16 protein-coding genes and 1 pseudogene are annotated in these 15,871 nt (G+C 61.6%); 10 read left to right on the forward strand and 7 right to left on the reverse strand.

The features are described from left to right. Positions 1–85: 85 nt before the first annotated feature. A complete protein-coding gene (locus tag D6C00_RS08100) occupies positions 86–1,681 on the forward strand; it encodes an ATP-dependent nuclease (protein WP_125181255.1) in 1,596 nt (531 codons plus the stop codon). Between the two features lie 18 nt (positions 1,682–1,699). Here the strand turns inward: D6C00_RS08100 and D6C00_RS08105 are convergent, their stop codons facing one another. The 3 genes and pseudogenes from D6C00_RS08105 to ubiK all read right to left on the reverse strand — a co-directional run bounded on the left by D6C00_RS08105 (position 1,700) and on the right by ubiK (position 4,695). Continuing rightward, positions 1,700–3,505 (reverse strand): recombinase family protein, encoded by a 1,806-nt coding sequence (locus tag D6C00_RS08105; RefSeq protein WP_158675362.1) that lies wholly within the window; start codon positions 3,503–3,505, stop codon positions 1,700–1,702. Positions 3,506–3,560: 55 nt separating this feature from the next. Then, positions 3,561–4,208: pseudogene (locus D6C00_RS08110) on the reverse strand (magnesium chelatase domain-containing protein); the annotation flags it as partial. Positions 4,209–4,392: 184 nt separating this feature from the next. Further along, positions 4,393–4,695, reverse strand: coding sequence for a ubiquinone biosynthesis accessory factor UbiK (gene ubiK / locus D6C00_RS08115; RefSeq protein ID WP_125181258.1), 303 nt, complete (start codon positions 4,693–4,695; stop codon positions 4,393–4,395). A 340-nt stretch (positions 4,696–5,035) separates the two neighbouring features. On the opposite strand from ubiK, the gene glnK reads away from it, so the two are divergent. The 7 genes from glnK (at position 5,036) to rubA (ending at position 10,684) form a co-directional block, all read left to right on the forward strand. After that, complete coding sequence (gene glnK / locus D6C00_RS08120; RefSeq protein ID WP_125181259.1) at positions 5,036–5,374, forward strand: P-II family nitrogen regulator; 339 nt, start codon at positions 5,036–5,038, stop codon at positions 5,372–5,374. Positions 5,375–5,415: 41 nt separating this feature from the next. After that, complete coding sequence (locus D6C00_RS08125) at positions 5,416–6,675, forward strand: ammonium transporter (RefSeq protein ID WP_125181260.1); 1,260 nt, start codon at positions 5,416–5,418, stop codon at positions 6,673–6,675. 123 nt (positions 6,676–6,798) lie between these two features. Beyond that, positions 6,799–7,518, forward strand: coding sequence for a TorF family putative porin (locus D6C00_RS08130; protein ID WP_158675363.1), 720 nt, complete (start codon positions 6,799–6,801; stop codon positions 7,516–7,518). A gap of 84 nt (positions 7,519–7,602) precedes the next feature. Next, complete coding sequence (locus D6C00_RS08135) at positions 7,603–8,178, forward strand: L-threonylcarbamoyladenylate synthase (RefSeq protein ID WP_125181262.1); 576 nt, start codon at positions 7,603–7,605, stop codon at positions 8,176–8,178. Positions 8,179–8,301: 123 nt separating this feature from the next. Next, positions 8,302–9,342: a GGDEF domain-containing protein gene (locus D6C00_RS08140; protein WP_125181263.1), complete on the forward strand. Its 1,041-nt coding sequence runs from the start codon at positions 8,302–8,304 to the stop codon at positions 9,340–9,342. Positions 9,343–9,495: 153 nt separating this feature from the next. Continuing rightward, positions 9,496–10,413: an oxygen-dependent coproporphyrinogen oxidase gene (gene hemF, locus D6C00_RS08145; protein WP_125181264.1), complete on the forward strand. Its 918-nt coding sequence runs from the start codon at positions 9,496–9,498 to the stop codon at positions 10,411–10,413. Positions 10,414–10,516: 103 nt separating this feature from the next. Beyond that, positions 10,517–10,684, forward strand: a complete 168-nt coding sequence (rubA, locus tag D6C00_RS08150; protein WP_125181265.1) for a rubredoxin RubA — start codon at positions 10,517–10,519, stop codon at positions 10,682–10,684. Between the two features lie 605 nt (positions 10,685–11,289). On the opposite strand, the gene D6C00_RS08155 is transcribed toward rubA, so the two are convergent. Next, positions 11,290–11,916 (reverse strand): MlaC/ttg2D family ABC transporter substrate-binding protein, encoded by a 627-nt coding sequence (locus D6C00_RS08155; protein WP_125181266.1) that lies wholly within the window; start codon positions 11,914–11,916, stop codon positions 11,290–11,292. A gap of 94 nt (positions 11,917–12,010) precedes the next feature. Further along, complete coding sequence (locus D6C00_RS08160) at positions 12,011–12,565, reverse strand: hypothetical protein (protein ID WP_125181267.1); 555 nt, start codon at positions 12,563–12,565, stop codon at positions 12,011–12,013. 83 nt (positions 12,566–12,648) lie between these two features. Between D6C00_RS08160 and hemB the strand changes: the two genes are divergently transcribed. Together hemB and aroE are read left to right on the forward strand one after the other, a co-directional pair. Beyond that, a complete protein-coding gene (hemB, locus tag D6C00_RS08165) occupies positions 12,649–13,674 on the forward strand; it encodes a porphobilinogen synthase (protein ID WP_125181268.1) in 1,026 nt (341 codons plus the stop codon). 10 nt (positions 13,675–13,684) lie between these two features. Continuing rightward, positions 13,685–14,530, forward strand: a complete 846-nt coding sequence (gene aroE, locus D6C00_RS08170; RefSeq protein WP_125181269.1) for a shikimate dehydrogenase — start codon at positions 13,685–13,687, stop codon at positions 14,528–14,530. A 109-nt stretch (positions 14,531–14,639) separates the two neighbouring features. Here the strand turns inward: aroE and D6C00_RS08175 are convergent, their stop codons facing one another. Further along, entirely contained in the window at positions 14,640–14,996 is a 357-nt protein-coding gene (locus D6C00_RS08175; RefSeq protein WP_125181270.1) for an RNA-binding protein, read from the reverse strand. Positions 14,997–15,173: 177 nt separating this feature from the next. Continuing rightward, the gene (locus tag D6C00_RS08180) at positions 15,174–15,710 is read right to left on the reverse strand and encodes a gamma carbonic anhydrase family protein (RefSeq protein WP_125181271.1); all 537 of its coding nucleotides are present in this window, start codon (positions 15,708–15,710) and stop codon (positions 15,174–15,176) included. Between the last annotated feature and the right edge of the window lie 161 nt (positions 15,711–15,871).

Here is a 15,871-nt window from a genome sequence, read left to right on the forward strand (position 1 = left end):
CAAACAGCCAATCTTGTTGATCGATCAATCACTCTGTAGCATAGATTCTGATATAAGCATCCTGGCAACATAAATAAATCAATAGTTGGCTAAACAAATGCTAAACGTAAGTCTTACTTTGAAAAATTTCCGCTGTTTCGATGACTCTGACCCTGTCCATTTCGATGTTAAGTCAGGGGTAACCGCATTCGTTGGACCTAACAACTCAGGCAAGTCATCAATTCTTCGTATGTTCTACGAGTTGCGAAATGCATTCAATCAAATTGGTGCAGATGAAGGGGCGACTGGTGCGCTGCTTTCAGGTCAAACCCGTCCAGCTAGCCTTTTGGGCGTACCAGATCCGTCAGCTGTTTTGTGTGATCGGAATCAGAGACCGATGACAGTCCGCATAGATACGCGACGCGAGGGAAACAAGGAGGCCATTAGCAGTATAGAATTAAAGTTTGATAGGGATAATGTTGGGGCATTTTCGGCTACTGCATTTACTGGGCCACGGCGAGATGCGTTACCGCATAGTAAAGCAAAGCGTAAAGCTGAGCATCATTTTGCAGTATCAAATCGTGAGGTGCAAAACGAGTCCTTTGCTGAACAGGCGGAAATTCTCAGGGATAGCTTATACATTGGACCATTTCGGAACATTCTTAACCAAGGGCAAGCGAATTACTACGACCTCAATGTGGGGACTAGCTTCGTCCAGACATGGGATAATTGGAAAAACGGTCATAATCGTGAGCATAACCGAGCGATCAAAGAGGTAGAAAATGCAATAGCACACCTTTTTGGCTTTTCTTCATTAGAAATCAATCCTTCGCCAGACAATAATGAGCTCCGGGTGTTCGTAGATAACCACCCGTTTTCTCTTCACGAGCAAGGGGCTGGGTTATCACAGTTCATCGTTACATTTGGAGCAGCTGCAACGCGCAGGCCTTCATTGATTCTTATTGATGAGCCGGAGCTAAATCTTCATCCATCTCTTCAAGTTGATTTTCTTACAACCTTATCAACTTTTGCGTCTGAGGGCGTGGTTTTATCCACTCACTCAATCGGGCTTGCGCGGTCTGTCGCAGACTCAATTTATTCGGTAAGGCGCGAGGGGAATCGCTCTATAGTGCGGCTTTATGATGAAACTCCTAATCTTCAAGAATTTGCTGGGGAGTTGGGTTTCTCTGCCTTTCGGGAGCTTGGATATGACCGTATATTGCTGGTCGAGGGCCCGACGGATGTCCGTACCGTACAACAAATCCTTAGAATGCTTAATAAAGACCATAAGATCGTAGTTTTCCCGCTGCTTGGCCACGCTTTTGCAAGTGGAGACCACAGCAATGCCTTGGAAGAATTAAATCGTATTGCCCCCGCTGATAAAATAGCTGCACTTGTCGACAGCGAAAGAGAATGCGAAGGCGGCGAACCCGACCCGAAAAGGAAGGCATTTTCAGATGCATGTAATTCGGCAGGGTTTTACAGCGTATTGGTGACTGAGCGAAGGGCGATTGAGAATTACTTCTCGTCTCGTGCGATAAAACAAGGGGTGGGCGAACAGTACGAAGCTTTGGGTCCTTATGAAGCGCTTGGGAAATCATCGAACAAATGGAGTAAGAAACTTAACTGGAAAATTGCACATGCCATGGAGATTAACGATCTAAAGGGTACTGATCTGCTTGGTTTCCTGGAATCGTTATAGTAATGAACGGCTAATTCATCACGCATCGATTTCTGACATCCGGAACTGTCCCAGTTCTCCTCCGGCCTCTTTCCACTCGCCTGTGGTCACGAGGGCGCGCCCCGAATGCAATAAGCTAACTGTTCTTACTTTCGGACTGTCTAGATGATTAAACGATAGCACCAATACGGTTCGCGGGGAGCTCAGGGCCGTTGCTAGAGTATCTAAATCGGAATTTTCTAAGCTCTCTGGCCTCGGGCCTCCACTTGATATTCCTGCCAAGGCTTCTTCTTTTGTAATATCGGGTTGTTTGATGACGCTTACATGGATTGTTTCCAGCAACTTCTTGAGCGCTCTGTTGACCTTGAGTCTGAGCGCATAGGCATCAGCATCACTACCCGCTTCATTGATCTCAAGCCACTGCTGATATGCCTTCTGCACTTCCCTTTGTTGATCCTCGAATTCTCGGGCAGCCCGGCTCAATGCTTCCAAGTCCTCTAGGCTAGCCAGTATTTTTTGATGTAGCCCCCCTTTTTCTGCTTCCAGCCCTTCCAATTTAGTTGCCAGGGAAGGTGATTTCGTAGTGGCGGCAAGTTCGAGGAGATTATCAATCTGCCCCTCAACCTCTTCCAGTCTGGCTTGATGGGTTTCCAGATTCATCCTCAGAGCCTTCTTCTGAGAAGCTGTCTCACTTTCGATTGATGGCAAGAGTTCATCTAGGTCTAGTTCGTGGATAGTATGCAGCACTGCATGCTCCACTCTCTGGTATGGGACTGCTGCATATTCGCAATCTGTTGCTCCCCTTTGAGCCCGTGAGCAGACAAGATATGTGCCTCCCTTGGGCTTAGGCCCTTTGTTTACATACCCCATAGAAGCGCCGCAATTCCCGCACCTTGCCAAACCTTGGAAGAGGTTGCTGAAACGACGTCCCTTGCGGCCCGTCTTGGGTGTTCTAGCTGATATCTCAGCCTTTACCCTCAGAAATTCATCTTCATCGATGATGGCTGGGTAGTAATTGTCTATGGGATCGCCTGTTGGGGTTCGAGTGCGCTTTCTTGTGGCCTCATCGACTGTATAACTGTGCGGCTGATATCTCCCAATAACTGACTCGCTTGAGAGAATTTTATTGATGGTGGATTTATGCCATTCCTTAGATCGACCAAAGGTTGGAACATCGTGAGTATTCAGATACTTCACAATTGAATTCGCTCCGTATCCGTCACCAGCCATTCTGAAGATCATCTTGACTGTCTCGGCTCTATCTTCGAGGACGTCAAAGCCATCTCTAGCCTCGTTTAGTTGCAACCAGGAGGGCGCCAACGCAGTCAGCTTCTTAGTGCCAGCAGTCTTTCTCTTGTGACTCCATGCGGCTCTGAGACGTTCAGATTTCGTCTTTGACTCATCATGAGCGCGAGCCATCATGGTCAGGCTGATAATGATGTCAGTGAAGCTCTCGTTGAGACTGTCCTTGGAATACGAGCGGCCATCAGAAAGAGTGACTATGGTGATACCTAGGTCGATAATCTGGCTGAAGAGCTTGAAGGCCTCCATGACGGTATCCCGGCTAAGTCGGTCCAAGGATTCCACCAAGAGATATGATCCGGGCAGGACCTGACCTTCTTCGACTGCTCCGATGAATAGTCCCAGAGAGCCCTCTCTGGCATTTCTGCCTCGATACGCTGAGACCCCCAAGTCTTCGAATGTAAGGCTGTCGTCCAACTCTAGGCCGTTCTCTCGAGCGTATTTCTGGCTGAGGTCAGTTTGTCGTCTGTAACTGTCGCCTTTAAGCTGGTCCGGGGTGCTAAAGCGCAGGTATGAATAGGCTTTTCGCTGTTGCGTATTCATATTTATCAACCACTTATGTCTCTTATACATTAAGTGGTGTATTGTACTACATTGTTAGCAGACTGTGACCGCCGGCGGCGGCGATCTCCAGCACCCGGCGGGCCTGGGCCTGGCCGCGCACCTCGGCCAGGTCGGGCAGCGGCGCGGTCGGGTTTTCCTTCCCCGCCGGCACCCGCGCCGGCGCCAGCGGCCGGCCTTCCCGCAGACAGGCCGTGACAGCCAGTATATGTCCGGCCTGCAGCGCCTGCCCCTCGGCAACCAGCGCGGCCTCCGCCCCGTTGGCCTCGGGCAGGATCAGGGTACGTCCGGCCGCCTGGCACTGCAGCGCACACGGCAACACGCCGGTGACGGGCCGCAGTTCGCCGGACAGGGACAGCTCACCGGTGAATTCGTACTCTGACAGCGCCTCGGGGGGAAGCTGACGGGAGGCGGCCAGGATGCCCAGGGCGATGGCCAGGTCGAAGCGCCCGCCTTCCTTGGGCAGATCGGCCGGGGCCAGATTGACGGTGATGCGGCGGGCGGGAAACTCGAAGCCGCTGTTCATGAGCGCGGCGCGAACCCGGTCCTTGCTCTCGCGGACCGCGGTTTCGGGCAGGCCGACGATGGACAGGCCCGGCAGGCCGTTGCTCAGGTGGACCTCGACGCTGACCAGCGGCGCTGCGATCCCCAGCTGCGCGCGGCTGTAGACCACAGCCAGTGACATGGCATCCCTTCCTCTGTTTCATCCTGCATCCGTGCAGAATTTGATCTTAATACCGCAAAGGCGTGGAAGGCGCGCGAAGACTCACAAGACAATCATCGCCTTTCGATGACGCTGACAATCGATCCCTTAGCGCGCCTTTGGCGCCTTCGCGGTTTGGCGCTTTTCCTTAATGGCCCGATAAAACCTAACCGCCATCCATGTCCTCACCGGACGTATCGCCAGCATTGTCCTCAGGCGACGTTCCCAGCACCTGACGCTCCAGCTCGGCCACGCGCGCGTTCATGGCGTCGAGTTTGGCGCGAGTACGGGCGAGTACCTGGGCCTGGACCTCGAACTCCTCCCGGGTGACCAGGTCGAGGCGATCCAGGGCCGAGGCCAGCGCGCCACGCAGGTTCCTGTCCACGTCGGCCTGCAGGGACTTCACCCCGGCGGGCATGGCCTCGCTGACTTTGCGGGCGATGTCATCAAGTAGTTTCGGATCCGGCATGGGCTTCACTCTAGCGCAATCAGACTGCAGGGGTCCAGCCACTGATCGCGCCGCGCACCACAATGGTGCCAGGGGCCGGTGCAACCCGTCGCACAGCTCACCATTGTGGTGCACAGCCAGCTGCCGCTTTCCACAAAAACACCCTATCCCGCTGTTATCAAGAACAAAATTTTCATGGCACGGCTTCTGCAATGAGCCAGGTGTCGTGAATACCCGGGTCGGCGCCGGCGCAGACTTACCAGCGCTCCGCGCCGCGTGCAGACCGGAACAACCCGCACAACCCCAGGGGCAGACGCGGCCGGCAACGGCCGGAGGCCCCGGGCTCAAGGAGACGATTCAAATGAAGTTAGTAACGGCAATCATCAAGCCCTTCAAGCTGGACGATGTACGCGAGGCGCTGTCCGAGATCGGGGTGCAGGGCGTCACCGTCACGGAGGTCAAGGGCTTCGGGCGGCAGAAGGGACATACCGAGCTGTACCGCGGCGCGGAATATGTCGTGGACTTTCTGCCGAAGGTCAAACTCGAAGTCGCGGTCAACGACGATCTGCTCGAACGCGTGGTGGAGGCCGTCAGCAAGGCGGCCAATACCGGCAAGATCGGCGACGGCAAGATCTTCGTCTACGAGCTTGAGCAGGCCATCCGCATTCGTACCGGCGAGACCGGTCCGGACGCACTCTGATCATCAACGATTTCGGACAACTCGTAGCGGAGGATTGAACCGTGGAAGATGTGATTCAACTCAGTTATGCGCTCGATACCTTTTATTTTCTGGTATCCGGCGCATTGGTAATGTGGATGGCCGCCGGTTTCGCCATGCTGGAGGCCGGCATGGTACGGGCCAAGAACACGGCCGAAATTCTGACCAAGAATATCGCCCTGTTCGCCATCGCCAGCATCATGTACATGCTGGTCGGCTACAACATAATGTATCCCGGCGAGGCGGTGAACTCGGTATGGCCGGGCATCAGCTTCCTGCTGGGTGGCGACAATACCGTTGAAGAGGTACTGACAAGCGGCGGAGAGACCTATTACTCCGGCATGTCCGACTTCTTCTTCCAGGTGGTGTTCGTGGCCACCGCCATGTCCATCGTCTCGGGCGCGGTTGCCGAGCGCATGAAGCTGTGGGCCTTCCTGATCTTCGCCGTCGTCATGACCGGCTTCATCTACCCGATGCAGGGCTACTGGAAGTGGGGCGGAGGTTTCCTCGACGCGGCCGGCTTCCAGGACTTCGCCGGTTCCGGCGTGGTGCACATGTGCGGCGCGGCCGCCGCGCTGGCCGGTGTCATGCTGCTGGGTGCGCGCAAGGGCAAGTACGGCAGCGACGGCCAGATCCACCCGATCCCGGGCGCGAACATGCCGCTGGCAACACTGGGCACCTTCATCCTGTGGCTGGGCTGGTTCGGCTTCAATGGCGGCTCCGAGCTGAAGATCTCCGATGTCGGCGAGGCCAATGCCGTGGCCCTGGTGTTCGTCAACACCAACATGGCCGCCGCCGGCGGCGTGGTCGCCGCCATGCTCACCGCCCGCCTGCTGTTCGGCAAGACCGATCTGACCATGGCGCTCAACGGCGCATTGGCCGGACTGGTGGCGATCACGGCCGAGCCGCTGGCCCCGACCCCGCTGCTGGCCACCATCGTCGGCGTGATCGGCGGCATCCTGGTGGTGTTCTCCATCATCACCCTGGACAAGCTGAAGATCGACGATCCGGTCGGTGCCATCTCCGTCCACGGCGTGGTCGGCATGTGGGGGCTGCTCGCGGTGGTGCTGTCCAACAGTGACGCCACCCTCGGCGGCCAGCTGCTCGGACTGGTCACCATCCTGGCCTGGACCTTCATCGCCAGCCTCATCGTCTGGGGTGTGATCAAGGCCGTGATGGGCATCCGCGTCAGTGAGGAGGAAGAGTACGAGGGCGTGGACCTGGTCGAATGCGGCCTGGAGGCCTACCCCGAGTTCACCGGCTCCAAGGGCTCGGGCATCTGAGCGGCCATGCAACGTGTTCCCCTTGTCCATGGACGGATACGGCGGACGCCGGCAGGCGTCCGCCACCCTGAATCCAAACCGCAACCTCAAGCAAGATCGACTTCACTACAGGAGATACAAACGATGAAATACCTCACTCAGACTGTCGCAGGCGCCATGATGCTGACCGCCGTGGGCTCCGCCTACGCCGAGGCCAGCGCCAATGTGGCCATGTCCACCAACTACATGTTCCGCGGCATTTCGCAGACCGGCGAGGATGCGATCGAGCCGGCCATCTCGGGCGGTTTCGACTTCGGCCATGAGAGCGGGCTGTACATCGGTACCTGGGGCTCCAATGTCGAGCTGGCCGATGCCGACGGCGACGGCGAGATTGCTGATATGGAGATGGACATCTACGGCGGCTATTCCGGCGAGATGGGCGGCCTCGGCTACGATGTCGGCCTGCTGTACTACTGGTACCCCGGCACCGATGATCTGGACTTCATCGAGTACTACGGCGGCATCAGCACCAACCTCGGCGCGGCCGAGGTGGGCCTGTCGGTGAACTTCTCGCCCGACTACTACGCCAAGTCCGGCGACGCCTACTACGTCAATGCCTCTGCCTCCATGCCGCTGTCCGGCGGTTTCGGCATCAACGCCAGCGTGGGCTACCAGTCCATCGACGAGGAGAACACCTTCGGCACGCCGGACTACTACGACTGGAAGCTCGGCGTGACCACGGCGGCGTTCGGCCTGGACCTGGAGCTGGCCTGGATCGACACCGACCTGAGCAACTCCGACTGCTTCGGCGGCACGGATTTCTGTGACGGCCGGGCCGTGTTCACCGCCTCCAAGAGCTTCTGAGGCTCCTCTCTCCAACCCAACCCGACGGGCGCCATCCGGCGCCCGTTTTCTTTTGTGCCCCACTTTTATGATACAAACCCACCCATGTCCGGCTATCCCGTCATCCGCCCCTGGCAGCTGCGCCGCGCCGTCCGTGCCCTCGACGCCGGCGGGTTGATCGCCTATCCCACCGAGGCCGTCTACGGTCTGGGCTGCGACCCGCTCGATGCCGCCGCCGTACGGCGCCTGCTGGCGCTCAAACAGCGCCCGATGCACAAGGGCCTGATCCTGATCGCGGCCGGGTTCGCCCAGCTCGAGCCCTGGCTGGCACCGCTGCCGGCCGCGCGGCGCAAAACTGTGCTGGCGAGCTGGCCGGGCCCGCATACCTGGGTCTGGCCGGTGTCCGAGGCAGTGCCGGTGTGGCTGCGCGGTGCCCATACCAGCCTGGCGGTACGGGTCACCGCCCACCCGCTGGCCCGCGCCCTGTGTGAGGCCTTCGGCGGGCCGCTGGTCTCGACCAGCGCCAACCCGGCCGGGCGCCACCCCGCCCGCACCCCGCTGCGGGTGCGCCAGTATTTCCCGGCCGGGGTGGATACCATCCTGCACGGACCCTGTCTCGGCGCGGCCGGCCCCACCCGCATACGTGATGCCCGCACCGGGGCGGTCCTGCGGCCCGGCTGAGTCGGACATAATCGGACACAATGGCACGAAATCTGCTTTCGGATATCGCCGCGACGGCACACTGTCGTTTGTCAGGCCCAATAACAAGGAAATCCCGAACCACCGCAGGGAGACGCCGCACAGATGCAATACAACGAGAGCTTCGAGCAGGCCGCTGAGTACATCCGCCAAGCCCTGCCCCTGATGGCCAAACACGCCATCCCGGCCACGCCGCAGCATTACACGGTCTGGTACGAATACGTCGCCGGCCGCAACCCGGCCCTGCAGGAAAGCATCGAACAGGCGATCCACGACCCCCGCCAGCCGCTGTCGGCCGATTTCAGCGCCGCCCTGTTCGAGGAGCATTTCCGCCAGGCCGAGATGCGGCTGGCCGAATCGCTGCGCAATGAGGTGCGCTCGCGCCTGGCCCAGATCCTGGAACAGGTCAGCCTGTCGGGCGACCAGGCCGTCCACTATGGCGAGCTGCTGGGGCGTTACGAGGACAGCCTGGCGCAGGACATGAGCGCCGAGGAGTTTCGCGGCCTGCTCAACGAGTTCATCCGCGAAACCCACACCATGCAGGAAACCAACCGTGCCCTGCAGGATCAGCTGGACCAGACCCGCAGCGAACTCGATGAGATGCGTGAACAGCTCGAGCAGGCCCGCATGGCTGCCTCCACCGACGCCCTGACCGGTCTGCACAACCGCATGACCCTGGATGAGAAGCTGCTCGAATACACCCGCCGGGCACAGGAGTCCGGCGAGAGCCTGTGTCTGGTCATGGCCGACATCGACCACTTCAAGGCCTTCAATGACACCCATGGCCACATCACCGGCGACCGGCTGCTGCGCCTGGTGGCGGGCATACTGAAGGAAAACGTCAAGGGCCAGGACATCGTGGCCCGCTTCGGCGGCGAGGAGTTCGCCATCCTGCTGCCCAACACGCCCCTGCACGGAGCGCTGGCCGTGGCCGAGCACCTGCGCGCCACCGTCCAGCAGCAGCGGCTGCGGCGCAAGGACACCCAGGAGGCGATCGGCAGCGTAACCCTGTCGCTGGGCCTGGCCCGCTATCAGAGCGGCGAGCCGGTCCATGCCTTCGTGGAGCGGGCCGACACCGCGCTGTACCAGGCCAAGCATTCCGGCCGCAACCGGGTGGCGGTGGAAAGCCAGGCCCCGGCGGCCTGACTCATCATCCGTAAACCCGGCAGCCCCCATAGTGAGCAAGTAGGTCGGGTTACGCCCTTTGGGCTAACCCGACCTACGCCTGCGCAGCCACGCTCTGGATAGTCCCGACCGGCACTAGTATCATGCCGGCTCTCCCCGAGACCGGAATACCCCATGCAGCCCGACCTGAACGCCGTCCAGGCCTACCTCACCGATCTGCAGGCCCGCATCTGCGAGGCACTGACCGAACTCGACGGCCGGCCCTTCCGCGAGGACAGCTGGAGCCGCGAGGCCGGCGGTGGCGGCCGCAGCCGGGTGCTGGAAGACGGCGCGGTGTTCGAGAAGGCCGGTGTGAACTACTCCCATGTCCACGGCAGCGAACTGCCGGGTTCGGCCACCGCCCACCGGCCGGAGCTGGCCGGGCGCAGCTTCAGTGCCACCGGTGTCTCGCTGGTCATCCATCCCCGTAACCCCCATGTGCCGACCTCGCACGCCAATGTACGCTTCTTCATCGCCGAGAAGCCGGGCGAGGACCCGGTCTGGTGGTTCGGCGGCGGCTTCGACCTGACCCCCTACTACGGTTACGAGGAGGATGCCGTCCACTGGCATCGTACCGCGGCGGCGGCCTGCGCGCCCTTCGGCGAGGGTCTCTATCCCCGCTACAAGCAGTGGTGCGACGACTACTTCTACCTCAGGCACCGCGACGAGCCGCGCGGCGTGGGCGGGCTGTTCTTCGATGATCTCAATGACGGCGGTTTCGATTACTGCTTCGGCTTCATGCGCTCGGTCGGCGATCACTTCCTGCCGGCCTACCGGCCGATCGTGGAACGGCGTATGGGAACCGGGTGGGGTGAGCGCGAGCGCGAGTTCCAGCTCTACCGGCGCGGGCGCTACGTGGAGTTCAACCTGATCTACGACCGCGGCACCCTGTTCGGGCTGCAATCGGGCGGGCGCACCGAATCCATCCTGATGTCATTGCCGCCGCGGGTGAGCTGGCGCTATGACTGGCAGCCGGAACCCGGCAGCGAGGAGGCTCGACTGTATCGCGATTTCCTGCGCCCGCGCGACTGGCTGGCGGCGGATTCCGACTGAGACAGGGCCCCGACCCCGCTGCCCGTGGGGTTGTATCCCGGGGCGCCGCCCTCAAGAATACGGTTCAATTTTTCTTATCATCCGAGAGTATCAAGGTAAGGCAATGAAGAAATGGCAGTGCATTGTATGCGGATTCATCTATGACGAGGCCGAGGGTCTGCCCGACGAGGGCATCGCCCCGGGCACGCGTTGGGAGGACATTCCCGATGACTGGGTCTGCCCCGACTGTGGCGTGGGCAAGTCCGATTTCGAAATGATCGAGATGGATTGACCGGCCGTACTCACAAAAAAAACCCCGCAGAAAAGTTGCGGGTAATAAAAACGCTTTTCAGCGTCGGAGGAGTCGATCGGTTACTGTTGCCGTGGTCAACTGTGGCATGGGCCCGTGGAATCGGAACCGGCGTGCTCACATTCGGGCGGTGCGACGCTTCAGGCTTTCCGTCGCGCGGACCTGCTCACCACGCCGGCGTCCGCCCATCGGGTTCGGTTTGTTAGGGTTCAGACCCTGACCGGACCCATGCCACAGTTGACTGTGTCCCTCAGGCAGCTTAACGACCGTTGCGGTGCGAACTTTAATCCTGCGTCAGCTGCCTGCACAGAACAGTTTGCATTCCCCGTGCCAGGTCAGGCCTGATTCCTGTTAGCCTATAAAAATCCAATAGTTATAAATATCGCATCGAACTTGCGGTGGGCCGGACCCGGCCCCGGAGAGGAAGATTTGACACCATCGCGACGGATTCATGCCGCCTGGCCGGGCAGATTCCGACCTTTCGCTTCACCGTCATTGCGAGGCACGCGCCCGAGCGCAGCGACAAAGTGGCCCTGGGATGCAGCGCCGCGGCAATCTCCAGACGGGAAGCAGTTCGGCTTACGCTACTAGAAACCCTGCTCCCTGGTCTGCTGCGCCTGCAGCGACTCGATCAGCTGCTCGATGCCGCCGCGGCGGATCTCGGCGGCAAAGCTGGTGCGATAATTGGTCAGCATGCTCACGCCGTCGATGGTGATGTCGTAGGCCTTCCAGGCCCCGTCCCGGTTGTGCAGGCTGAAATGGATCGGGATGGACGGGCCGGCCGGTTGCTCGATCAGGGTACGTACCGTCACCCGGTCCTCGTCGTCCTGGCGCAGGGGCAGGAAGCGCATGGACTGACCGTTGTATTCGGTCAGCGCCGTGGCATAGGTCCGCACCAGCAGGGCACGGAAACCCTCGGTGAAGCGGGCCAGCTGGTCGTCATCCACGCGCCGCGCGTACTTGCCCAGCACCCAGCGCGACATCCGTTCCAGGTCCATGTGGGCAACCAGCACCTCATCGACCAGTGCATGCAGGCGCTCGGTCTGCGCCTGCACCGCCGGCTCGGCCTCCAGCCGGGCCAGCACCTGTTCCGAGGCCTGACGCACCACCTCCTCGGGCGGGGTCGAGGCCAGTGCGGCACCCGCCCACAACAGGCCGCCCAGCAACAGGCTGCAGAAGCGGCGGGCACGGGATCGGCAGGACGTCCATGACATGGCAGGTCTCCTTCGCGTTATTGTTGTTGGCTCGATTATAGCGACTATCGGCTCACCTGCCGGGGGGCTTGAGCAGGAAAGGGCGGCGGCGGTGTCAGCCCAGCGTATCCGCGGGATCGGCCCGGCCACCGCCCGGCCGGCCGCCTTGCAGCCGCCGAATGACCGCGGCCTCGGTCAGCAGTTCGTCCAGGGTAAGAGGCGCGCTGGCGCTGGGCCCCAGGGGCAGATACTCGAGCAGGCCGTGGCGTTTCATCACCGTAAAATAGTCCTGTGCCGGCAGCAGGGGGGCGGCCAGTGCGAAGCCCTGCTGGAGATGCGGGCGCGCGGCGGCCAGCCGGCGGCTGATCAGCAGCTGGCCCGTCACCAGCTCCAGCAGGGCCTGCTCATGGCGCTCCCGGCACTCGGCGGACAGGGAGGCGTGATGCATGTCCAGATCCTGCCCGCACCACCAGCCCGCGATCAGCTCGATGAGTCGCTGCACCAGTACCGCCTCCCCGCGCTTGAGCGCGGACTGGCGGCGCTGCCTGGCCTGTGCCAGCAATGCCCGCGCCGCCGGCTCCGGCAGCGGCAGCGCATACCAGTCGGCCAGCCGCAGTGACGCGGCCGGCGGGCAGGTTTCCAACAGCGCTTCGAGGTCATGCATCTGCATGAGCCCAGCCTAGCAGCGATGCATGCCCGGGAGCGAGCAGGTACACTTGGCCTCTGCCGACTGTGATCTGCCAGGGAGTCACGATGTCCGAGTTTCACACCGCCCGCGGCGGCTTTGGCCGCACCCGCATGCGCCGCATGCGCCGCGATGACTTCTCCCGCCGGCTGATGCGCGAGCATCGCCTGGGCGTGGACGATCTGATCTGGCCCGTGTTCGTCATCGAGGGCGAGAACCGGCGCGAGGCCGTGCCCTCCATGCCGGGTGTGGAGCGACTGAGCCTCGACCAGCTGCTGGTCGAGGCCGGGACCGCCCACCGGCTCGGTATCCCCGCCATCGCCCTGTTCCCGGTCACCCCGGCCGGGCGCAAGTCCGAGGACGCGGCCGAGGCGTACAATCCCGACGGCCTGGCCCAGCGGGCGGTACGTGCGCTCAAGGCCGCGCTGCCGGAGCTGGGTGTGATCACGGACGTGGCCCTGGACCCCTTCACCACCCACGGCCAGGACGGGCTGATCGATGCCGGCGGCTATGTCATGAACGACCAGACGGTGGAGGTGCTGGTCAAACAGGCCCTGTCGCATGCCGAGGCCGGCGCCGACGTGGTCGCCCCCTCGGACATGATGGACGGGCGCATCGGCCGCATCCGCGCGGCGCTTGAGGCCGCGGGCCACATCCATACCCGTATCCTGGCCTATTCGGCCAAGTACGCCTCCAGTTTCTACGGTCCCTTCCGCGACGCGGTCGGCTCGGCGGCCAACCTGGGTGCCGGCAACAAATATACCTACCAGATGGATCCGGCCAACGGCGACGAGGCCCTGCATGAGGTCGCGCTGGATCTGGAGGAAGGCGCGGACATGGTCATGGTCAAGCCCGGCATGCCCTACCTGGACATCGTCCAGCGCGTGAAGCGCGAATTCAGTGTACCGACCTACGTCTATCAGGTCAGTGGCGAGTACGCCATGCTGGAGGCGGCCGCCGGCAACGGCTGGCTGGACGGCAGGGCAGTGATCCTGGAATCCCTGCTGGGCATGAAGCGCGCCGGCGCCGACGGTATCCTGACCTATTTCGCCTGCCGGGTGGCGCAGTGGCTGCGCGAAGACGGGCGCAAGTGAGCCGCCGGCCATGAGTGAAGCAGCCGACGCGGCCCCGCCCGACCGCTACGCCGTGATGGGCAACCCCATCGCGCACAGCAGATCACCCCATATCCACACCCTGTTCGCGCGCCAGACCCACCAGCACCTGGTCTACGAGGCGATGCTGGTCGAGCCCGGCCACCTGGCCACCGCCATTGCCCTGTTCCGCGAGGCCGGCGGGCAGGGTCTGAACATTACCGTGCCCTTCAAGCAGGACGCCTGGCGGCTGGCCGAGGTGCTCAATCCGCGTGCCGAACGCGCCGGCGCGGTCAACACCCTGCTGTGGGGCAACGACGGCCGGCTGATCGGCGACAATACCGACGGCATCGGCCTGGTGCGCGACCTGACCCAGAACCTGAAACAGGTGCTCACCGACCGGCATGTCCTGCTGCTGGGTGCGGGCGGGGCTGCGCGCGGGGTGATAGGCCCGTTACTGGAGACGCACCCGGCGCGGCTGCGGGTGGCCAACCGTACGGCGGAAAAGGCGCGGGAACTGGCAAGGTTGTTCGAGGACGCGGGTAATGTCGAGGGCAGCGGTCTGAACGAGCTGGACGCCGACCGCTTCGATCTCATCATCAATGCCACTGCCGCCGGCCTGGACAGCGAGGTGCCGGCCATTCCGTCCTCGCTCATCGGCGAACACAGCTGCTGCTACGACATGATGTACGGGAACCAGCCGACGGCCTTCGTCAACTGGGCGCGTAACCACGGCGCCGCGCTGGCCGTTGACGGCCTCGGGATGCTGGTGGAACAGGCAGCGGAATCCTTCTACCTGTGGCGGGGGGTGCGGCCGGATACGCCGCCGGTGATCGCCGCGCTGCGCAGCGGGCTCTAGGGCCTGCTCACACTTTCGAAAATGCAGGCCCGGGAAGCCCACAGCGTTCCCGGCGCTTCAGGCCGACAGGAAGCCTCCGGAAACGGGCCATGCATGAACCGGGAAAGGCTCAGGCGGCCAGCTGCTCGCCGGTGCCGCGCCGGCGCTCGTTCTCACGCCGCTCGGCATGCGGCCAGGCCCGGCCGCGCCAGTTGGGGGCACGGCGTTCGTTGTTGGCGATGCGCTTGCAGAACTCACGCAATACCAGTCGGCGGCCATCGAGATAGAATTTGCCGTTGCGGGCGATGAGCCGATTCGCCAGCGCCGGTGTGCGGGCATGGAGCACGGCATAGCGCTGCACGCCGCCGTCACGGCCCGGCTTGCGGACGATACGCAGCCGCTGGCTGTCTTCACGCCCCAGCCGCAACGCTTCGGCAAGCCGGAGCTGGGTGGCCGACGGGGGCAGATTACCAATGAATAGCATCATGGCCTTCTCCTGAATCCAGGGCCGTTGGTACTGTTCTGACATCCCTGGTAGAGAAAGATTCCTGTCCGGTATCGCGGCAGGGCCCGGCTGCCGCCCGCGGGCATGGTGCTGTGGAAATTGCGGGTATGGTTGTCCGCTTCCGGATCAATTGTAGGGCTTTCCGCACCCACCCGCCAGTCAGCCGGAACCCGACAGGTGCCGGTCCTTGAGCCGGGCATAGTGGCGGGCCGAGTACTCCAGGAACAGGGTCTCCTGCTCGGTCAGCTGGCGGACCTGCTTCGCCGGTCGGCCCACCCACAGCCAGCCCCCTTCCAGTACCTTGCCGGGCGGGACCAGACTGCCCGCACCGAGCATGGCCCCGGCCTCGATACGGGCCCCGTCCAGGATCAGAGATCCCATACCAATCAAACAGCTATCTTCTATCGTGCAGCCGTGCAGGACGACCATGTGACCAACCGTGACGGCGTGACCGATCTCCAGTGGATGTCCGCCAGGCGCGAATTCACTGTCATGGGTGACATGAAGAACAGAGCCATCCTGAATATTGGTGCTTGCACCAATTTTAATGTGATGAATATCACCACGGGCGACCACGTTCGGCCACAGCGAGCTTTCCGCCCCAATCTCGACCTGGCCGATGACCAGCGCGGTCGGATCGATGTAGGCCGAACCGTCGATGACGGGGGTATGGTTTTCGAATGTGCGGATAGGCATGGAGGGGACTTCCTTCGGATTTCGTGATCCTGATGCTGACAGTCTATGCAAGCCGCCCCGGCATTGCGACACCCGCGCCTGGCTGCAAGGCAGGATGGGTGGGAGGTGCTTGCGCCGTAACCCATCCTACAGTGCCGGTACTGTTGCATTGGGGTAGAATC

It is taken from the genome of Thiohalobacter thiocyanaticus, assembly GCF_003932505.1.
Lineage (GTDB): Bacteria > Pseudomonadota > Gammaproteobacteria > Thiohalobacterales > Thiohalobacteraceae > Thiohalobacter > Thiohalobacter thiocyanaticus.